We start from the raw sequence: 19,719 nt of genomic DNA, 5'->3' as shown, positions 1-19,719 counted from the left end.
GGAGAAGCCGCATTCCCCGCCGCTCTTCCGCGCAATTCCATGATCTAACACCATGTCCAGCTTTTTCATCAAACACCCGACCATCGCCATCGTCATTTCGATCGTGATGATCCTGCTCGGCGGCCTGGCCCTGCTGGGGCTCCCCATCGAGCAGTACCCGAACATCGTCCCGCCCACCATCAAGATGCAGGCGACCTATCCGGGCGCCAATGCGGAAACGGTGGCCAACTCCGTAGCCTCCCCTCTGGAACAGTCCATTTCCGGCGTGGTGGGCATGGATTACATGACTTCCACGAATGCCAACAACGGCATCTGCTCCCTGAGCATCGTCTTTGAAGTAGGGACGGACCCGAACATGGACCAGACGCTGGCCTACATGCGCTACGGCCAGGCCACCGCCCAGCTCCCGTCGGAAGTGGCCCAGATGGGCATCACCATCACCCAGTCCACGGGCAGCCCGCTGGCCGTGCTCAACCTGTACTCCCCGGATGACAGCCTGAACGCCATTTTCCTGAGCAATTACGCTTACGTGAGCCTGGTGGACCCCGTCAAGCGCGTCCCCGGCGTGGGCGACGTGCAGGTGTTCGGCGCGGGCCGCTATGCCATGCGCATCTGGCTGGACACCACCAAGATGGCCGCCCAAAACATCTCCGTGGGAGAAGTTCAGGCCGCCATCCGCGAACAGAATACCGTGATTCCCGCCGGCCAGATCGGCGCGGAACCGGCGCCTCCCGGAACGGAATTCACGTACAGCATCCAGACCAAGGGACGCCTGAAGACCGCTGAGGAATTCGGCGACATCATCATCCGTGCCAACGGAAACAAGCTGCTCTACCTGAAGGACATCGCCAAGGTGGAACTGGGTTCCCAGACCTACAACGTATCCAGCAAGTACAACGGGAAGGATTCCGGCGCCATCGCCGTGTACGCGGCCCCCGGCTCCAACGCCATCAATACGGTGGACGCCCTGAAAAAGCTTTTTGAAGAACGTTCCCGCAGCTTCCCGCCCGGCATGGAATACAACATGACGCTGGACACCACGCTGGCCGTGCGCGCCTCCATTGTGGAAATCGAGCACACGCTGGTGGAAGCCCTCCTCCTCGTGGTGCTGGTGGTATTCGTCTTCCTGCAGGGCTGGCGCGCCACCCTGATTCCCGCCATCGCCGTGCCGGTCTCCATCATCGCCACCTTCGCGCTGTTCCCGCTGCTGGGTTTCACGCTGAACACCATCTGCCTGATGGGCATGGTACTGGCCATCGGCCTGGTGGTGGATGACGCCATCGTGGTGGTGGAAGCCGTGGAATCCCACATGGAGCGCGGCCTGACGCCGCGCCAGGCGGCCTTCGCCGCCATGGAGGAAGTGTCCGGCCCGGTTATCGCCATCGCTCTCGTATTGGCGGCGGTGTTCCTGCCGTCCCTGCTCCTTCCCGGCATTACGGGCACGCTCTTCCAGCAGTTTGCCGTGACCATCGCCATTTCCATGCTGATTTCCGCGTTCAACGCGCTGACGCTCTCGCCGGCCCTGTCCGCCATCCTGCTCAAGCCCAAGGACCCGAACAAGGGCGGCCCCCTGAAATTCTTCTACCGCGTCTTCAACAGGGGCTATGACGCCACCGCCAGCGGCTACACGAAGATATGCCACTTCCTGACCAGGAAGCTCATCATTTCCATTCCCCTGCTGGCCCTGATCGCGTACGCCATCATCCCCGTAGCCAAGCACATTCCGAACGGCTTCCTGCCGGACGAAGACCAGGGCTACCTGTTTTCCGCCCTGATCATGCCGGAAGCGCGCTCCCTCCAGCTCACGACCGCCGCCGCGGACAAGGTCAGCGAACTGATCCGGCAAAATCCGAACGTCAAGGACGTGATCGCCATTTCCGGGTTCAGCCTTCTTACCGGCGTGCAGAGCACGAACAACGCCTTCTTCTTTGTGATGCTGAAGCCCTGGGAGGAACGCCCCAATCCGGACCAGAGCGCCAAGGCGATTACCGCGGAGCTGAACAGACTGTTGAGCACCAAGGTTTCCGAAGGCGTCACCATGTGCTTCCAGCCTCCGGCCATTGCGGGGGTGGGTTCCGCCAACGGCGTCACCTTCATGCTGGAAGACCGCGACGGCAAGGGAACGGAATACCTGGCCGAACAGACGGACATCTTCGTGAAGGAGGCCAGCAAGCTTTCGATTTTCGATCCTCTCCATAACGGCAGCGTGCGCAGCGTCATGTCCTTTGCCGTGGACCAACAGGACGTGCGGCTGGACGAGGAAAAATGCGCCACGCTGGGCGTCAGCATCAGCGAGGCCAACAACCTGCTCCAGGCGTACATGGGCTCCCTGTTCATCAACTACATCACGCTGTACGGCCAGCAATGGCAGGTGTACATCCAGGCCCAGGGCGACGACCGGAACGGAACGGACATGCTCAAGAACTTCTACGTGAAGAACGACACGGGCAGTTCCGTACCCCTCTCCACGCTCGTCAAGATCACGGATACCAAGGGACCGGAATTCCTGCTGCGCCAGAACCTGTACAACTCATCCAAACTCATGGTCACTCCGGCCATGGGCTTCTCCAACTCCCAGGCTATGGAGGCCCTGCAAAAAACGTTCGAGGCCTGCATGCCCACGGACATGGGCTACAGTTACGCGGACATGAGCTATCAGGAACAGAAAATCCAGAACGGCATCAACATCGTGCAGATTTTCATGCTCTCCTCCATCTTCGTGTTCCTGATCCTGGCGGCCCTGTATGAACGCTGGGCCCTTCCGCTCAGTATTTTCATGACGGTGCCGATTGCGGCCCTGGGCGCCTTCCTCGGCCTGTACTGGTTCGGCTATGAACTGAACCTGTACGCCCAGATCGGCCTGGTGATGCTCATCGGCCTGGCGGCCAAGAACGCCATTCTGATCGTGGAATTCGCGGTCATTGAAATGGAGCGCGGCAAGACGCTGATGGAAGCTACGCTTTCCGCGGCCAGAATCCGCCTGCGCCCCATCCTGATGACCTCCTTCGCCTTCATCCTGGGCTGCGTGCCGCTGGCCATCGCCTCCGGTTCCGGCGCCTACTCCCGCAACATCATCGGGATCGTGGTGATCGCCGGGATGACGATGGCGACAGTCGTGGGCATCTTCCTCATTCCGTGTTCCTTCTACTTCATCATGAAGCTCTTCCGCGTGCGCATCGCCCGGAAGACCGTGGAAACGGATGATCCGGATGAAATCATCGCCCGCAAGCACCTCTTTCATGAAGCCCATGAATCACTGAAAGGCTGACAAGGCCCCCTGAACACATTTAAAATAGATATACGCATATGCGACCGAACCAATACATCACACGCCTCATTCTGCTCGGGACCGCCGTGACGGCTTCCTCATGCATGATGGGCCCCGACTTCAAGCCCGTGGACATGCCCATGCCCGCGGCATTCAGGGGCGCCGGAGCATCCACGGAGTCCATCGCGGACCTCCCCTGGTGGAAAGTATTCAAGAACAAGGACCTCCAAGACCTCCTGACGGACACCTACAACAACAACCGCGACCTCAAGGCCGCCATGGCGCGCGTGGAAAAGGCACGCCAGTACATCACTGTGACGGAAGCCCCGCTCTTCCCGTGGGCGGACTACGCCGGCGGCCTCAGCAAGGGGGCCAACTACACCAGCGGCAACATCGTGCAGACCACGGGCACCACGCTGACGCCCGGCATGATTGACGGCGGCATCTCCTGGGAACTGGACATCTGGGGCAAGACCCGCCGTCTGACGGAAGCGGCGCGCGCGGATTACCTGGCTTCCGAAGAAGGCCAGCGCGCCCTGATGCTCTCCCTGCTCCGCCAGGTGGCCGACTCCTATCTCCAGCTCCTCCAGCTGGACGAACAGCTCGCCATCGTGCAGAAGTCCGTGGAATCCTACTCCGAATGCCTCCGCCTGTTCGACGAACAGTTGGAAGGCCAGGTGGGCGACAAGCTCCAGGTATCTTCCGCCAAGGCCGCCCTGGCCTCTTCCCAGGCGCAGATTCCCGCCATTGAGGCGCAAATAGCCAATCTGGAAAACGCCGTCTCCGCCCTGGCGGGACGCGCTCCCGGCCACATCCGCCGCTCCGGAAGCCTCCGCGACATTTCCTACAACATCAAGGTTCCCGCCGGCATCCCGGCCTATATCCTTTCCAGAAGGCCCGACGTGCGCCAGAGCGAATACCAGCTCCGCGCCGCCAATGCCGACGTAGGAGCGGCCATTGCGGACTACTTCCCGACCATCTCCCTGACGGCTGCCGGAGGCATCGCCTCCAGCGACCTGCGCCATGTGCAGGGACGCCGAGGCGGCTGGGGCATTGGAGCCAACCTGACGGGGCCCCTCTTCCAGGCGGGCAGGCTCACAGCCTCTGAAAAGGCGGCCAAGGCGGAATTCCTGGCGGCCAAGAACGACTACGAACAGACCGTGCTCAATGCCCTGTCCGAAGTCTCCAGCACGCTGATCCAGCGCACCAAGCTCCGCGACATTACGGCCATCCAGTCCGAAGCCGTGGAAGCCTACCACACGGCCGTGAAGCTTTCCTTCGAACGCTACCGCACCGGCCTTTCCAACTACATTGAAGTGCTGTACGCCCAGCAGAACCTGTATCCGGCCCAGATCCAGCTCTCCCAGTACTACTATCAGCACGCCAGCACGCTGGTGTCCCTGTACACGGCACTGGGCGGCGGCTGGAACATGAGCCACAAGGCTATCATGGACGGCCCTTCCAGGCGATAAAAAAAGCCTGTCCCTCAAAATGGGGGATTCTTTGACTGTTCTTTCATCCCCCGGCAAGTACAACTTGCCGGGGATTTTTCTTTCCGGTAATGCGGAGAAACGAATTTTCCCTTCCTTTCCGATCCTGCCGGGCAGAACGGCCCCTTCCCCCTCTTTTCCGCTAAAGGCGCTTTATAATTCCGGGACAGGAACTCAATGAATTATCCCCTGCCATTTCCGCCGCATGATGCCGGGCGGCGGGGATTCTTTCTTCATCTCCTTCTTTTTTCCCTTTCCCAGCCCGGTTGCCGGGTATAAGGGCTCCATTCCGAAATTGATTTAAGGTTAATTCATTGAAATTTAAAATACTGATAAATTCTCCATCTTGTTTTTCAGGAATTAATTATCCATGGTTTTTATATTCCATAATTATGCACAACCCAATACAGTTCCTAATCTTACAGAGAATTTTCAATGCCGCGGCGAATTCTTAATCCGCCAACAATTAAAAATATTAACGGTGAATGAATTATTTATCATAAAATATTGATTTCCATGGAAATTTTACATATCTGGTCTTTTTTTTAAATTCATTTCCCTATGATTCTCTAGCCTTTATCACTGTTTACTGAAGCGGATGTTACAGGCGGATTAAGAATCCGATAAAAAAACGGATGTTCTCCTGCCCAGGAAACATTTTTCCAATCTGCTAGAGCAATCAATATGAAGACCAAATACCTGTTCCTCCTGGCCGCCATTCTGGGAAGCAGCCTGTGCTGCGGCGCTTCCATCAATGGTCTGAATCCTGCTTATTCAAAGGATTATACCATCTACGACGGAAGCGACGGAGATACTCTGAATGTCTCTTCTCCCACCACCGTTCCGGTGAGCGGAACCGCTTCATGGACCATGGCATTCACCATTTCCGGTCCGGAAGCCACCTCCGGAACGGATGTGGGCCTGCTATTCACCTATAACACCACCTCCAATTACAAGAACCTGGAAGGAATGGGCTTTCAGTTGACGGATTCCGGAGACCTTACGCTGTGCGTGGGAGGCTTTAACTACAACGGAGGCACCGCTGCCACCTCCCCCTGGAAAACGAATACCCTGTCCGGCTATTCCGCGGAACAGCCCCTTACCCTGTTTTACACTTACAGTAATGGAAATGTCACCATTTCCGCCATGCTGGGCAATGATACGTCTTCACTAACCACTCTTGCATCTTTGAACGGCACCGGCGTCAGGTTCGGCAGCGTCACCATGACCCAGCTCAACTTTTCCGCCAAGGACGGTTCCGGAACCACCTGGAGCGTCCCGAACGGGGTCACCGGGGAATATACCCTGAACAACTTTGACCTGTATATGGGAACCCTGACAGAAGACCAGATGAAGGAATACGCTCTGAGTGCCGTTCCGGAACCGGCCGCGGCCTCGCTCGGACTGCTGGGATTGGGCCTCCTGCTCGGCCGTCGCCGCCGCAGTTGAAACCGGGCAACGAGCCGCCTTTCCGGCAATGCGGACCCGGGATTGCCTGCCGGGACAATGCGGCAGAAGCATTGTCCCGCAAAACAGTAAAATCAGGAACGCCTTTTCTTAAACAACTCCAGGGCAAGCTGGGACCAGGTTTCCAGTTTATTAAACATATCCCCGGACAATTCTTCCGGAGTTACAAAGCGCAGATTGTCCAGGGCGGATTCATTGGCGCGCACCCGGTCCGTATCCAGTTCGAACAAATGGACGATGCCGAGGTGCACGGCGCCCACTTCATTGGAATCGTCGTTGATCACGCCGAGAACGCGCTGGGTGCAGCCGCCGTCGATGACGAGTTCCTCGCGGATTTCACGCTCCACGCCGGCCAGATAGGTGGAAACGTCGTCATGGCCGGACTGGCGGTCCACCGGATTGATGTGGCCACCTATGCCGATGGAGCCCTTGTCATGCAGGCGGGCCTCTCCTCCCGAACCGCCGCGGGTGTAGTGCAAAATGCGGCCCTGGTGGCAGAAGATGGCATAGGCGATGATCTGCTTGTGGGACGGATCGTTCTCCGCAGCTTCCCGGTCCATGAAGGAGGCTATTCCGGGCTTCATGAACGCGTCCAGATAATGTTCCCCGCCCTCGCGGTGTCCCTGGAAATAACCGGCTTCCTCAAAGACGGCGCGGGGAACCACCAGTACCTGTTCTCCATTGTAACGTGACATGGGCCTACCCTACCCGTTTTGCACCTCCGCTCAATCAAAAAGCCCGGAAAATGCGATTTTTCAGATGCTGCGCTTTACCCTTTTCCGCAGCTCCGGCATCCGTCCAGCGCCTCCCCATCAGTAAAGTTCCTTCACCTCCACCCCGTGATTGCGGAACCGGTTCATGATGCTTTCCATTTCCTCCGCGCTCATGATGTGCAGAGGGAGCCACAGCACCAGTTTTTTGCCGAACAGGAAGAGAAGGGCCTGGCGCGTCCTGCAGAGCGTCGTGAAGCGGTCATAGGGAATGTTCAGGGGGTCCACGCCTTCACTGGAAAAAGTCAGGTAGTCTTCATGGAAAACGTAGTCTTTTTCCTGATAATACAGCGGCACTTTCTTGTTGGCGGCCAGGGCGGCCTTCGCCAGAAAGGGGACGTAAAACCAGGACAGAATGATCGCCGCCAGGGCCCCGGCCAGGGAAAACCACGCGAACGGAGGCAGCGGGCGCAGGGAAAAGGAATACAGGGTCATCAGCACAAAAAAGCCGGTAATCGTCAGGTCCAGCGGCTTTTTCCATTTGGGGCGCACCGCATTGTACCACATCACCAGCACCTGGATGGCCAGTTTGTCGGACGGCACGGGTTTGACGAGTTTGATTACCTCCGAATCCTGCATAACGGCGGCAGGGTAGCCCTATTCCCGGAGAAGAGAAAGCCCAAAACACGCCGTTTCATGACGGAACCGCCCCAAAAGCCTTCCTGAAGCCGCCGGGCATGGCGCTTTTTTCCGTGACGGGACGCCGGACCGCCTTCCTTCCCCGTCCGCAGGCCAGAATTTCCTTGATAATCATGGCTCCCCTCCTAGAATAAAAAGCCAAAAGCCTTTAGCAGACCCGGTGGCAGACAATCTTCAAATTCACGTACGCACACTCCAGCCCGACACAACACAGGAACAGGCTCTGGAAACCCTGGTGGATTCCATGGCGGAAGTCCTTGATGAAAGGCAGTCCAGGCATATCAAGAATGCCGTGCTTCTGCGTGAAGAAACGCAAACCACCTATCTGGACCACGGGCTGGCGGTACCGCACGGCCGCACCACGGCCCTGGATTCCATGTACGTCTCCGTAGGCATCAGCCCGGAGGGCATCCGCTGGCCGGATGGCGCCCAGACCGCCCACCTCATTGTCATGCTGGGCGTCCCTACTGTCATGGTCACCGGTTACCTGACCACCATGCAGAAGCTGCTGCGCTGGCATAAAAACGCCCCGCTGGGCCCCCGAGGGGAATGGACGGGAGATGAAGCCGCCCTGCTGGCATCCCTTCAACAAGCCCTGCAATGACGAACGAGGAAGATCAGACCGCAGGCAAGACGCACATGTCCTGGTCCTGGCTCCGCATGGCGCTGAACCTGCGGGAGAAAATCAAGCTGGGAGACAAGCAGGTCATCTTCATCTGGGCGGCCCTTGTTGGCGCCCTGGGCGCCCTGACCGCCCTTCTTTTTGAAATGGGCGTGGAACTGGTGCAGGACCTGCTGACGGGCCGCCACGGCTACAGGCAAATACAGGCTTTCCAGGAAATGGCCTCCCAGGACTGGGCCTGGTGCGTTTTCGTTCCCGCGGCGGGGGGCCTGCTGGCCGGCCTCACCCTCCTGTTCACGCAGCGCTTCGTACCGGCCAAGGCCACGGAATACATGGAAGCCGTGGCTCTGGGCAACGGCTACGTGCCGCCCAAGCCCAGTCTCTTGCGTTCCCTTTCCGCCGTCTTTTCCATCGGGTCCGGCGCTTCCATAGGCCGTGAAGGCCCGCTGGTGCAGTCCGCCGCGGTGGTGGGGTCCGCCCTGGGACGCTTCTTTCACCTTTCCGCCCCGCGCCTGAGGCTGGTGGTGGCCTGCGCCGCCGCCTCCGGGATGTCCGCCGCCTTCCACACGCCGCTGGCCGGCGGCCTGTTCGTCAGCGAGATTGTACTGGGAGCGCTGACCATTGACTTCCTGGCCCCCCTCCTGGTCGCCAGTTGTGCGGGTTACTTCACGATGGGGCTTTTCCATGAACCGGCCCCCATCTACCAGCTCCAGCAGGAAGTTTCCCTGACGGGCAACCAGCACGTGCTCTGGTGCGTCCTGCTGGGGTGTCTGGCCTCCCTGCTGGCCAGTGTCTGGCTGCTGGTCCTGAAAAAATCCCGCCAATACCTGAACGGCAAAAGACACTGGCTGCCCGTGCGCCTGATGGCCGCCGGCATGCTGGTGGGCGTCATCGCCATCTTTTACCCGGAAATCGTAGGCAACGGGAAAAACATCATCACGGCGCTGATCCACTACGAGTTCGACACGACAAAGGCGGCCATCCTGCTGGCCCTGAAAATCTGCACCGTTGCCATCGTCTTCGGTGTCGGTACCGTGGGGGGGGCCCTGACGCCCAGCCTGACCATCGGCAGCGTCTTCGGCTTCCTGTTCAGCGCGGCGCTCACGCAAATGGGCGTGCCGGGGGAACACGCCATTGCCTATTCCCTGGTGGGCATGGCCGCCTTCTTCACCACGGCGGCCAACGCTCCCATCACCTCCCTGGTGCTGGTGGTGGAATTCACCATGGCCGGGCAGATGATGTTCCCCCTCATCATCGGCGTGCTGGTCTCCTACGGCACGGCGCGGCTGACCAAGGCCCAGTCCATGTACCACGATTCCCTGGCCTTCGGCCCCCGGAGCACCTTTGACAAGCCGCTCGCCCAGGTACAGCTTCAGGACGTGGCGCGCAAGGATCCGCCCGTAGTGCATCCGCTGGACAAATTCGGAACCATTGCCGCCATGCTCATCAAGAATCCCGCGCAGCCCATCTTCGTCACTTCCCCCGCCGGAAAATACCTGGGCAGCGTGGAAGCGGAAGACGTGGCGGCCTTCGCCCGCAACAAAGAACTGGCCCAGGCCGTGCTTGCGATGGATGTGCTGCGCAACGACATGCCCACCCTTCCCGCGGACATGCACCTGCCGGAAGCCCTGGGCATTTTCTCCCGCCCCCATTGCGGAGAATCCCTGGCCCTGGTGAATCCGGACAACGACCATCTTCTGGGCGTCGTCAACAAGACGGACCTCTATCTGGTGCTCTCCGAAATCATGCGGAGGGAAAAGCTCCAGTAGCCCGTGTAGCGCACATGCCGCCACTCCGCACGAGGCATGAAAATTCGATTTTCACCTCATCTTTTTTTACACGCAGGGGTCAGATTAAAAATCACAACAATCTTGCATTTCCGCCTCCATCCGCTACTCTTCCGGCATGAGCCGGACCCTGAGAATCGAATACCCCGGAGCGGTCTACCATGTGCAGAGCGAAGGCAACCGCGGAGACGCGATCTACCTGGACGATGAAGACAGGAAGACGTTTCTGAGGACCTTCCAGGAGTCTGCCAGAAGATGCGGCTGGACCGTTTACGCCTACGCGCTGATGGCCAACCATTACCACCTTCTCTTCCAGACTTCCAGGGCCAATCTGGTGGACGGCATGAAATGGCTGCAAACCGCCTATACCCAGCGTTTCAACGCGCGCCACCGCATGCGCGGCCACCTCTTTGCGGGCCGCTACCACGCGATGGTGGTGGAAGCGGACAACGCCCACTACTTTTCCACCATCATTGACTACATCCATTTGAATCCCGCGCGCTCCGGGCTGGCGCGCCGCCATACCTTCCTCTCCGGCTGCAAGTGGACCAGCCTCCCGGCGTGGCTGGACGCCCCTGCCAGGCGCCCCAAATGGATTCATCCGGAGCGCGGCCTCGTGTGCTTCGGCTGCACGGACACGGAAGAAGGGCGCCAGAAATACCTTAATCACCTGATGGGCCGTTTTGAAGCGGAACGCATGGACGAACGCTCCCTGATTCCCGTGGGGCATGTGGGTCCGGGAACCGTCCAGCGCGGCTGGTGCTACGGCTCCAGCGCCTTCCGGGCCAAACTGGTGAGCGAACTCCCCAGGCTGGCGCGCAGAAAACCCGTCACCACGGGTGTCCGGGCCTCTGAAATAGGGGAATACCAGGCGGAAATCATCGTTAAAAACGGCCTGAAAGCCTTCGGCCTGTCGGAAGAAGAATTGCTCACCACCCCGTACAGCCACCCTTCCAAGCTCGTCATTGCGCTGGCCGTGCGGCAAAGCACCATGGTACCCTACGCATGGATCAGCAACCGCCTGCACATGGGCATCCCCAAATCCATGGGAACCCTGCTCCACCGGGCCAGGAAAATGGCGGAAACGGACTTGAAAACCAGGGCCTGGATAGAACGGCTGACAGCCTGACCCGGCAGAACGCCCATACGGCAGGAAACTGCAGCAACGGACGGCTTTCAGGAGCAGATACTGGAACAGAATCATCATCAACTGTAATTCAAGGGAGGAAACGCAATGGAATATCGGCAGGCAAACGGGGAGGATCTGGAAAACTTCATGAATGTACGCATGGAATTTGCCTCGTCCATGGGAGAAATTCCAACCAGGGAACGCTTCCGTGAAGAGACGGAGGCCTATTTAAGGGAGCATCTGGGGAAAGATGATTTATTGATCTTTATTGCCGCGGACAAGGGACGGATGATCGCCACCTGCATGGCCTGTATTTTCATGACGGCTCCTCTCCCCTCCTGTCCCTCCGGAAAAATTGCAGTATTACTTAACGTCTATACTGTGAAGAACCATCGCAGGAAAGGCCATGCTGAAAAATTATTAAGGCTGACTTTGGAGGAACTCAAAAGGCGAGGCGTCCGGAAAGTCATTCTTGATCACACGGACGATGGATTTCCTTTATATAAAAAACTGGGCTTTGAAACAAGCGAACGCCACATGTCATTAAGGCTTTAAAACTGTCTGCCCTTCACGGTTCTTTCATGCCGGATGGAAAAGATGCAGAGGGAAAGCAGCGCGGCAAGGCCTATTTACGTCCGGCCCGGAACAAATCCCGGCGACTCCCTCCGCGTTCCATGATATCCAGACGCCATGAAACTCTCCAACAAGGGGTCAGATTAAAAATCACAACATGGAAAGATATTTTCTATTTTCCTGCTGACCCCTCCTGTTCATCAAAGAAAAAAAGATTGCTAGCCAGCGCCGCAGAATGATAAACGGAAGGCGCACGCGCGGAACCAGCCGCGCACGCAGCGTTAACCCAAATACAATACAGAGAGATGGCACAGACATATTCCCAGCGCGTACTCGACTTGGTCAGATCCAAGAACGGTCACGAAAAAGAATTCATCCAGGCTGTTCAGGAAGTGCTCAGCACGATCGAACCGGTTCTGGCCGCGAATTCCAAGTACGAAGATCACGCGATTCTGGAACGGATCGTTGAACCGGAAAGAACCATCCTGTTCCGCGTGCCGTGGATCGACGACCACGGGAAGGTCCAGGTGAACCGCGGATACCGCGTGGAATTCAACAGCGCCATCGGGCCGTACAAGGGCGGCCTCCGCTTCCATCCCAGCGTGAATCTGGGCATCCTCAAATTCCTGGGCTTTGAACAGGTTTTCAAAAACTCCCTCACCACTCTTCCCATGGGCGGCGGCAAGGGCGGCTCCGACTTCGACCCCAAGGGCAAGAGCGACAATGAAGTGATGCGCTTCTGCCAGAGCTTCATGACGGAGCTTCAGCGCCACATCGGTGCGGATACGGACGTTCCCGCCGGGGACATCGGCGTAGGCGGCCGCGAAATCGGCTACCTTTTCGGCCAGTACAAGAGAATCCGCAATGAATTCACCGGCGTTCTCACCGGCAAGAGCCTCAACTGGGGCGGTTCCCTGATCCGTCCGGAAGCGACCGGCTACGGCTGCGTTTACTTCGCTCAGAACATGCTGGCCACCCGCAACGACGACCTGCAAGGCAAGGTGTGCCTGGTGTCCGGCTCCGGCAACGTGGCCCAGTACACTGTTGAAAAGCTCAACGAGCTCGGCGCCAAGCCCGTTACCATGTCCGACTCCAACGGGTACATCTACGATCCGGACGGCATTTCCCCGGAAAAGCTCGCCTGGGTCATGGACCTCAAGAACACGCGCCGCGGCCGCATCTCCGAATACGTGAAGCAGTTCCCGAAGGCACAGTACTTTGAAGGCCAGCGTCCCTGGAGCGTCCCGTGCGACTGCGCCTTCCCCTCCGCCACGCAGAATGAAATCAACGGGGAAGACGCACGCACCCTCATCAAGAATGGCTGTACGCTGGTTGCCGAAGGCGCCAACATGCCCACGGATCTGGAAGGCATTGAAACCTACCTGTCTGCCAAAATCCTGTACGGTCCGGCCAAGGCAGCGAACGCCGGCGGCGTAGCCACCTCCGGTCTGGAAATGTCCCAGAACAGCCAGCGCCTGTCCTGGACGCGCGAGGAAGTGGACCACAAGCTCAAGAGCATCATGGCCAACATCCACGCCAACGCCCTGGCCCACGCCAAGGAATATTCCTCCGACAAGTCCTTCACCAACTACGTCACCGGCGCCAACATCGCCGGCTTCGTCAAGGTGGCCGACTCCATGATCGACCAGGGAGTGGTCTGATCCGGAAACGTTACACTTCCTGCTATAGTAAAACACACTGGAAAGCGCCGGGTACGCCCGGCGCTTTCTTATTCCCGTAAACCGCATTCCGCGGCACGGAGATACAACGGCCACAACAGACTGATGGCCCCATGAATCATTCCGGACCGGGAAATTTCCCCCTCTCCCTCCCCATTAATTCCCGCCCCGGCAACGATGCAAAAAATCCCGATAACAATCAGGAACCGGTACTTTCTGCGTACGGCGGCGGCACCTTCGCCAAAAAACAGTGATTCACTCCGGGACAGGCCTGTCCGGATACCTTGAAAAGCTTGCAAGCCGCGTCCGGATTTTTTTCACGGCGCCTTCAAGACATCTCCGCCTTCTCTCCGTGGCTCTTCAAAACCATCCTCTTTCCTCCGGCGGGAATTCTTACCGCTTGCAGGAGGTTTCATGGACGATTCCTTGTGCAATGTCTTCACGGGCTTTCCCGTCTTCCTTCGCATTTAAGAAGGCGGAGAAAAAAGGCCCTCTTTAAATTCGTGTATTCCCGAACGCGTGCGTACGGCACCGGAACAGCGAAGGCGGCCCCCCGTGTCCCCACAAGGTTCAGGGAAAAGATCATTCGCCCCTTCCCTTCCGTTCGGCAGAACAAAAGGTTTCCCGGCCTTCAACCGGATTCAGCCGTCCACCCCGGGACATTCTGTAAAAAGCCTTTTCCCATCCAGATCATTCAATGCAGGAACGGGGAAACGGGAACTCTGCCGCATCAATCGGCACATGTTCCTCCCCCCTGCCCTTGTCAGTCTTCACACACATGACGGAACTGTCTGGAATATGAATCTGTTTTCCAGATTCTTCCCCGTTCCGCCAGGGACTGTTAAGACAGACTCAATAGCGCAATCTGCTCCATATCTTCAACGAAAACCCGTGCCGGCTAGTCGTTCCCATAAGGCCGGTGCCTGGCAACAGCCCGACGCCTCCCGATTCTCAACCCGGAATAAACCAATGAATAATACGACTCAACCAGGGACTACCACAACCAGTCCCGCTGCTCCGAACAATGCCCCGGCGGTAAAATCCGCCATCCGGATGGGGGTATTCACCCTCGCCATGATCAACGTGTCCGCCATTGTCAGCCTACGAGGCATGCCGGCGGAAAGTACGTACGGACTCAGTTCCGTGTTTTATTACATCTTTGCCGCGGTCTTCTTTCTGGTTCCCGTCTCCCTGGTAGCGGCGGAACTCACCACCGGCTGGCCCCAAAAAGGCGGCGTTTACCGATGGGTGGGCGAAGCCTTCGGCAAGAAATGGGGCTTCCTGGCCATCTGGCTTCAATGGATTGAGAGCACCATCTGGTTCCCGACCGTACTGACTTTCGCGGCCGTATCCCTGGCGTTCATGGGCCCCAACCAGCGCTGGGACGAAGCCCTGGCCGCCAATAAATGGTACATCCTGATCATCGTGTTGTGCGTGTACTGGGCCGCTACGCTGCTCAACCTGCGCGGCATGAGAACGTCCGCCGGCGTTACCAAATGGGGGACCATGATCGGCACCATCATTCCGGGCGCCATTCTGATCCTGCTGGGACTCAGCTACTGGGCCGGAGGCAACCCCATCCTGCTGGACATGAGCTGGGACAAGCTGGTGCCGGACATGACCAACTTCAACAACCTGGTTCTGGCAGCCAGCATCTTCCTGTTCTATGCGGGGATGGAAATGTCCGCCGTACACGTCAAGGACGTAAACGATCCCGGCCGCAACTATCCGCTGGCCATTCTGATTTCCGCCATCATCACGGTGCTCATCTTCGTTCTGGGCACGCTGGCTATCGGGTTCATCATTCCCAACTCCCAGATCAACCTGGTCCAGAGCCTGCTGATCTCCTATGACAACTACTTCAACTTCTTTGGCCTGGGGTGGATGAACTGGATTATGGCACTGGCGCTGGCCGTGGGCGTTCTGGCCCAGGTGACCGCGTGGGTGGGAGGCCCCTCCAAAGGTCTTTACCAGGTGGGCCTGGCCGGCAACCTGCCGCCCGTCATGCAAAAGCGGAACAAGAATAACGTGCAGGAAGGTATCCTGATCATTCAGGGCTGCATCGTCACGCTGCTTTCCATCATGTTCGTGATCATGCCCTCCGTTCAGTCCGCCTACCAGATCATCTCCCAGCTCACCATCATCCTGTACCTCATCATGTACATGCTGATGTTCGCCTCCGGCATTTATCTCCGCTACAGCGAACCGAACACTCCCCGCACCTTCCGCATTCCCGGCGGTAAAACCTTCGGCATGTGGATTGTGGGCGGCCTCGGCTTCCTGGCCAGCCTGGCGGCCTTCCTGGTCAGCTTTATCCCGCCGAACCAAATCACCGTGGGCAGCAACGCCATGTACATCATTCTGCTGATTGTGGGCGCATTCATCTTCGCGGGCATCCCGTTCGTGATCCATGCCATGGCCAAACCCTCCTGGAAACGTCCCGTGGACCCGGAAGACGCCTTTGAACCCTTCGGCTGGGAAAAAACGAATCCGAACCGCTAGGCATCCACAACCAATAGGAGATACTCCCATGGACAACATTCCTTCCAAAGAACAAATACAAACGGCGCTGGACAATGCCTACGCATTTGCAAAAACCGTCCAGGGCGGCAAAAACGCTTCGTACATCCCTGCCCTGGCGCAGGTTCCTTCCGACCTGCTGGCCATTGCCGCCGTCACCGTCAATGGAGACGTGCTGACGGCGGGGTCCGCGGATACGCCCTTCGCCATTGAATCCATCTCCAAGGCCTTCAACCTGGCCTACGTGATGGACCTGATAGGCATGAAACAACTGCGGACAAAAATAGGGGCGGACCCCACCGGGGAGCCGTTCAACTCCGTCATGGCCATTGAACTGCATGGCGGCAAGCCGCTCAATCCGCTGGTCAATGCGGGAGCCATGGCTACCGTCAGCCTGGTCAACGGCGCGGACGCCGATGAAATCTGGGCAAACATGATGAACAACTTCAACAGTTTCGCCAACACGGCCCTGACGGTCAACCAGGAAATCTACAAGTCGGAAAGCGCCACCAACCAGCACAACCGCGGCATCGCGTGGCTGCTGGACAGCTACGGCTACTTCTACAACACGCCGCCGATGATCGTGGACCTGTACACCCGCATGTGCTCCCTCAACATCACCACCGCCCAGCTGGCCCTGATGGGCTCCTGCTACGCCAACGGAGGCGTCAATCCGGTCAGCAAAAAACGGGTGGTGAAGGAAGAAAACGTTCCGCCCATTCTGGCGGAAATGTGCATGTCCGGCCTCTATGACTCCACCGGAGACTGGATGTACAAGGCGGGACTGCCCGCCAAATCCGGTGTGGGAGGCGGCCTGGTGGCCGTATCCCCCGGCAAGATGGCCCTGGCGGCCTTCTCGCCGCCCCTGGACCCGGCGGGGAATACCGTCAGGGGGCAGGCAGCTCTTCAATCCATCATCAAGGAATTGAATTTGAACCTTTTCCGGAGTTGATTCCGGGATGAGAAGGTAAACCCGCGGAGCCAAAATCCGAAAGGATTCCCGCGGGTTTACTGTGTCCCGGCATTCACCTTTTCCCGGAAATTGATTCCTTATTTTTACGGTTTTTGACTGATGGCCCGGATTTGGAATCCGTAGTCAACCTTTAATTTCAAAAAAAGAGCGGGTTAGTACAACTGCAATGCCTCTCTCCCCCCCCTACTTGCCGTTCCGGAAACGGAAATATTCCAGCCTGCGTTATTAACGATATAACAAGAACGCTGAGGTCATTTTTTTCAGCATTTTTATTGTTCAAGATTTTGCAGCGATCAGAATTCTTTCAGAATGAAAATCTTGTATCCATATCTCCAAGCAGGGAAAATTTAATAATCCGTCTGAACAGGGAATATGAAAACAGCCGGGAAAACCGGGTTGCCCCTGCCACGAAAACCTTCCGGATTCCAAATCCGTTTTATTTCCCTTAGCATTTAATAATGCAAGTAAAAAACAGGATTATTCATCATCAAGCAAATCTACTTATGATCAAAAAATCATCTTTACTGGCCCTGGTTTTGGCGGCGGCTTCCTTTTCCCATGGGGCAACCACCGCCTATATTACATGGGACAACTCTGCCGATACAGACAAATGGACTGTTGCGGGAATCACCTCTTCCGGAACTGCTCTGTCCATGTTCGGAGAAAACGCTAAGGTAACAGTTACTGCCCAATATAATGCTGGTGGTGCATTCGCTATTGGAGGAGCCGGCACGGCCTGGAATGCCGGACTACCTGAAGATGCCATGATGAACGGGCAAGTGACTGAATCATTTGCCAGTGTGTATGCCAGAGATGGCTCTATTACAGTAAGTTTCACAGGACTGGAGAATGGAGTTTACAATTTGTCCAGCCTGATGGCGCGCGGCAATAACAACGTAGCCAATATGCTTGTTTCCGTCACGGCGGGAGGAGTGGAATATGGCAACAACGCTTCCTACGCTACCAATACGGGGACGGCCGCAAGCACCCCCGGAGACTGGACTTCCATGACGGTGGGGCAGCCTTCTTTTTCCGCGACAACCAATGCCGGGGCTTTGTATATGGACCTGACGAACATTCAGGTGACCGACGGCACCCTGACCTTGACAATTAACGGAACTCGTAACGGCAACGCCAACAATGCGGCCTTGACATGGATAGCTCTCCAACAGGTTCCGGAACCGGCCACCTGCGCTTTGTCCCTGCTGGGCTTCGGCACACTGCTGCTGAGGCGCCGGCGCTCATAAAAACTTCATTCAGGCTTCAAAACCGCAGAAGAATGTCTTCTGCGGTTTTTTCATTTTCCAGAGCCATCTTTTTCTTCAACCCATCTCCGTCAATCCATTAAAGAACTTGCCACAAGACAGTTTTTCCTTAGAGTTCCTGCGGTATGCTTGACGCTCTGCAAAATGCTTTCTTCCAAACCGGAGACATGCTCACCTCCCGGCTGTCCGCCTTCAGTTCCTTTCTGTGGGGATGGCCCCTGCTCATTCTGCTGCTGGGCACGCATCTGTACCTGACCGTCATTCTGCGTTTTCCGCAGCGCTACCTGCTCAAGGCCCTGAAACTGTACTTTGTGAAGGACCACACGGACAAGGGGGACATTTCCCCGTTCAGCTCCCTGATGGTGGCCCTGGCGGCCAACATCGGCGCGGGGAACATCATTGGTGTGGGAGTAGCCATTGCCGCTGGGGGACCCGGCGCCATCTTCTGGTGCTGGCTGACGGGGGTTCTGGGCATGGCTACACGCTACTCGGAAGGGCTGCTTGCCATCAAGTACCGTGTGGAAAACAAGGACGGCAACATGAGCGGCGGCCCGATGTTCGTGCTGGAACGCGGCATGAAATGCAAATGGCTGGGCGTACTCTTCGCCGTTTTCACGGCCATTGCCGCCTTTGGCATCGGCAACCTGACTCAGGGAAACGCCGCCGCGGAACAGCTTTATCACGCCTTCTCCATTCCTGCATGGGGAACGGCCACGGTGCTGACGGCACTGACGGCCCTGGTCATGCTGGGCGGCATCCGGGGGATCGCCCGTGTATGCGCCTTTTTCGTTCCGGTCATGGCGGTCCTGTACATTCTTGGATGCATGTATATTCTGATCGTCCAGGCGGACTACATTCTTCCCGCCATCCGGTACATTCTGGACTGCGCCTTCACGGGAGAAGCCGCCGCGGGCGGCGTCATGGGAGCCGCCGTCATGACCGCCATGAGAACCGGCGTGGCCCGGGGCCTGTTTTCCAATGAGGCCGGACTGGGTTCCGCCGCCATAGCCTCCGCTGCGGCCCAGAACCGCAACCCCGTCCGGCAGGCGCTCATTTCCTCCAGCGGCCCCTTCTGGGATACGGTGGTCATCTGCGCCCTGACGGGCATCGTGCTCACCACCAGCATCATCGCCCATCCGGACATTTCATGCAGCGACGGCTCGCGCCTCACCACGCTGGCATTCAGCAAAATCCCTTACATGGGCTCTCCCCTGCTGACGCTCAGCTTGGTTACCTTCGTCGTATCCACCATTCTCGGCTGGTCCTACTTTGGAGAAAAAGCCCTGGAATACCTGGGCGGCCTGAAACTGGTCAAACCCTACCGCGTCATCTGGGTGGCGGCCGTCTTTACGGGCTGCATCTCAAAAATAGACTTGGTCTGGGTCTTTGCGGACTGTGCCAACGGCCTGATGGCCCTGCCCAACCTCATTTCCCTGATTGCCCTTTCCGGCGTGCTGGTCCAGCAAACCCGGTACTATCTCTGGCAGCACAGGCTGGACGAATATGATGAATCCCACGTTCCGGAAGGAAAATAGCA

The 19,719-nt window shown here is 57.7% G+C and carries 14 protein-coding genes; 12 read left to right on the top strand and 2 right to left on the bottom strand.

Annotation, left to right across the window (positions count from 1 at the left end):
• The first annotated feature begins 52 nt into the window (after positions 1–52).
• The 3 genes from HMPREF3039_RS12590 to HMPREF3039_RS12580 all read left to right on the top strand — a co-directional run bounded on the left by HMPREF3039_RS12590 (position 53) and on the right by HMPREF3039_RS12580 (position 6,207).
• Complete coding sequence (locus HMPREF3039_RS12590; protein ID WP_067572533.1) at positions 53–3,268, top strand: efflux RND transporter permease subunit; 3,216 nt, start codon at positions 53–55, stop codon at positions 3,266–3,268.
• Between the two features lie 38 nt (positions 3,269–3,306).
• Complete coding sequence (locus HMPREF3039_RS12585; protein WP_067572531.1) at positions 3,307–4,740, top strand: efflux transporter outer membrane subunit; 1,434 nt, start codon at positions 3,307–3,309, stop codon at positions 4,738–4,740.
• 702 nt (positions 4,741–5,442) lie between these two features.
• Positions 5,443–6,207 (top strand): PEP-CTERM sorting domain-containing protein, encoded by a 765-nt coding sequence (locus HMPREF3039_RS12580; protein ID WP_067572529.1) that lies wholly within the window; start codon positions 5,443–5,445, stop codon positions 6,205–6,207.
• Between the two features lie 92 nt (positions 6,208–6,299).
• Here the strand turns inward: HMPREF3039_RS12580 and HMPREF3039_RS12575 are convergent, their stop codons facing one another.
• Positions 6,300–6,920, bottom strand: a complete 621-nt coding sequence (locus HMPREF3039_RS12575; protein ID WP_067572527.1) for a hypothetical protein — start codon at positions 6,918–6,920, stop codon at positions 6,300–6,302.
• 117 nt (positions 6,921–7,037) lie between these two features.
• Positions 7,038–7,574, bottom strand: a complete 537-nt coding sequence (locus HMPREF3039_RS12570) for a YcxB family protein (protein WP_067572525.1) — start codon at positions 7,572–7,574, stop codon at positions 7,038–7,040.
• A gap of 220 nt (positions 7,575–7,794) precedes the next feature.
• Here HMPREF3039_RS12570 and HMPREF3039_RS12565 point away from each other — a divergent pair, with 220 nt between their 5' ends.
• The 9 genes from HMPREF3039_RS12565 to HMPREF3039_RS12525 all read left to right on the top strand — a co-directional run bounded on the left by HMPREF3039_RS12565 (position 7,795) and on the right by HMPREF3039_RS12525 (position 19,717).
• The gene (locus tag HMPREF3039_RS12565; RefSeq protein WP_067572523.1) at positions 7,795–8,238 is read left to right on the top strand and encodes a PTS sugar transporter subunit IIA; all 444 of its coding nucleotides are present in this window, start codon (positions 7,795–7,797) and stop codon (positions 8,236–8,238) included.
• Positions 8,235–10,025, top strand: coding sequence for a chloride channel protein (locus HMPREF3039_RS12560; protein ID WP_067572521.1), 1,791 nt, complete (start codon positions 8,235–8,237; stop codon positions 10,023–10,025). Before HMPREF3039_RS12565 ends, HMPREF3039_RS12560 begins: the two co-directional genes overlap by 4 nt.
• Before the next feature lie 136 nt (positions 10,026–10,161).
• Positions 10,162–11,172, top strand: a complete 1,011-nt coding sequence (locus HMPREF3039_RS12555) for a transposase (RefSeq protein WP_067572519.1) — start codon at positions 10,162–10,164, stop codon at positions 11,170–11,172.
• A gap of 105 nt (positions 11,173–11,277) precedes the next feature.
• A complete protein-coding gene (locus HMPREF3039_RS12550; protein WP_067572517.1) occupies positions 11,278–11,727 on the top strand; it encodes a GNAT family N-acetyltransferase in 450 nt (149 codons plus the stop codon).
• A 323-nt stretch (positions 11,728–12,050) separates the two neighbouring features.
• A complete protein-coding gene (gene gdhA, locus HMPREF3039_RS12545; protein WP_067572515.1) occupies positions 12,051–13,406 on the top strand; it encodes an NADP-specific glutamate dehydrogenase in 1,356 nt (451 codons plus the stop codon).
• Positions 13,407–14,477: 1,071 nt separating this feature from the next.
• Positions 14,478–15,926: a glutamine/gamma-aminobutyrate antiporter GadC gene (gene gadC, locus HMPREF3039_RS12540; protein WP_147550226.1), complete on the top strand. Its 1,449-nt coding sequence runs from the start codon at positions 14,478–14,480 to the stop codon at positions 15,924–15,926.
• 28 nt (positions 15,927–15,954) lie between these two features.
• On the top strand, positions 15,955–16,896 hold the full coding sequence (gene glsA / locus HMPREF3039_RS12535; protein ID WP_067572511.1) for a glutaminase A: 942 nt from the start codon (positions 15,955–15,957) through the stop codon (positions 16,894–16,896).
• Between the two features lie 479 nt (positions 16,897–17,375).
• Positions 17,376–18,164 (top strand): PEP-CTERM sorting domain-containing protein, encoded by a 789-nt coding sequence (locus HMPREF3039_RS13415; protein ID WP_082770273.1) that lies wholly within the window; start codon positions 17,376–17,378, stop codon positions 18,162–18,164.
• Between the two features lie 143 nt (positions 18,165–18,307).
• Complete coding sequence (locus HMPREF3039_RS12525) at positions 18,308–19,717, top strand: alanine/glycine:cation symporter family protein (protein ID WP_082770274.1); 1,410 nt, start codon at positions 18,308–18,310, stop codon at positions 19,715–19,717.
• Positions 19,718–19,719: the final 2 nt, after the last annotated feature.

It is taken from the genome of Akkermansia sp. KLE1798 (genome assembly GCF_001580195.1).
Classification (GTDB): Bacteria; Verrucomicrobiota; Verrucomicrobiia; order Verrucomicrobiales; family Akkermansiaceae; genus Akkermansia; species Akkermansia biwaensis.
The sequence above is the reverse complement of the archived record's forward strand: the minus strand, read 5'-3'. Positions and strand labels throughout refer to the sequence as shown.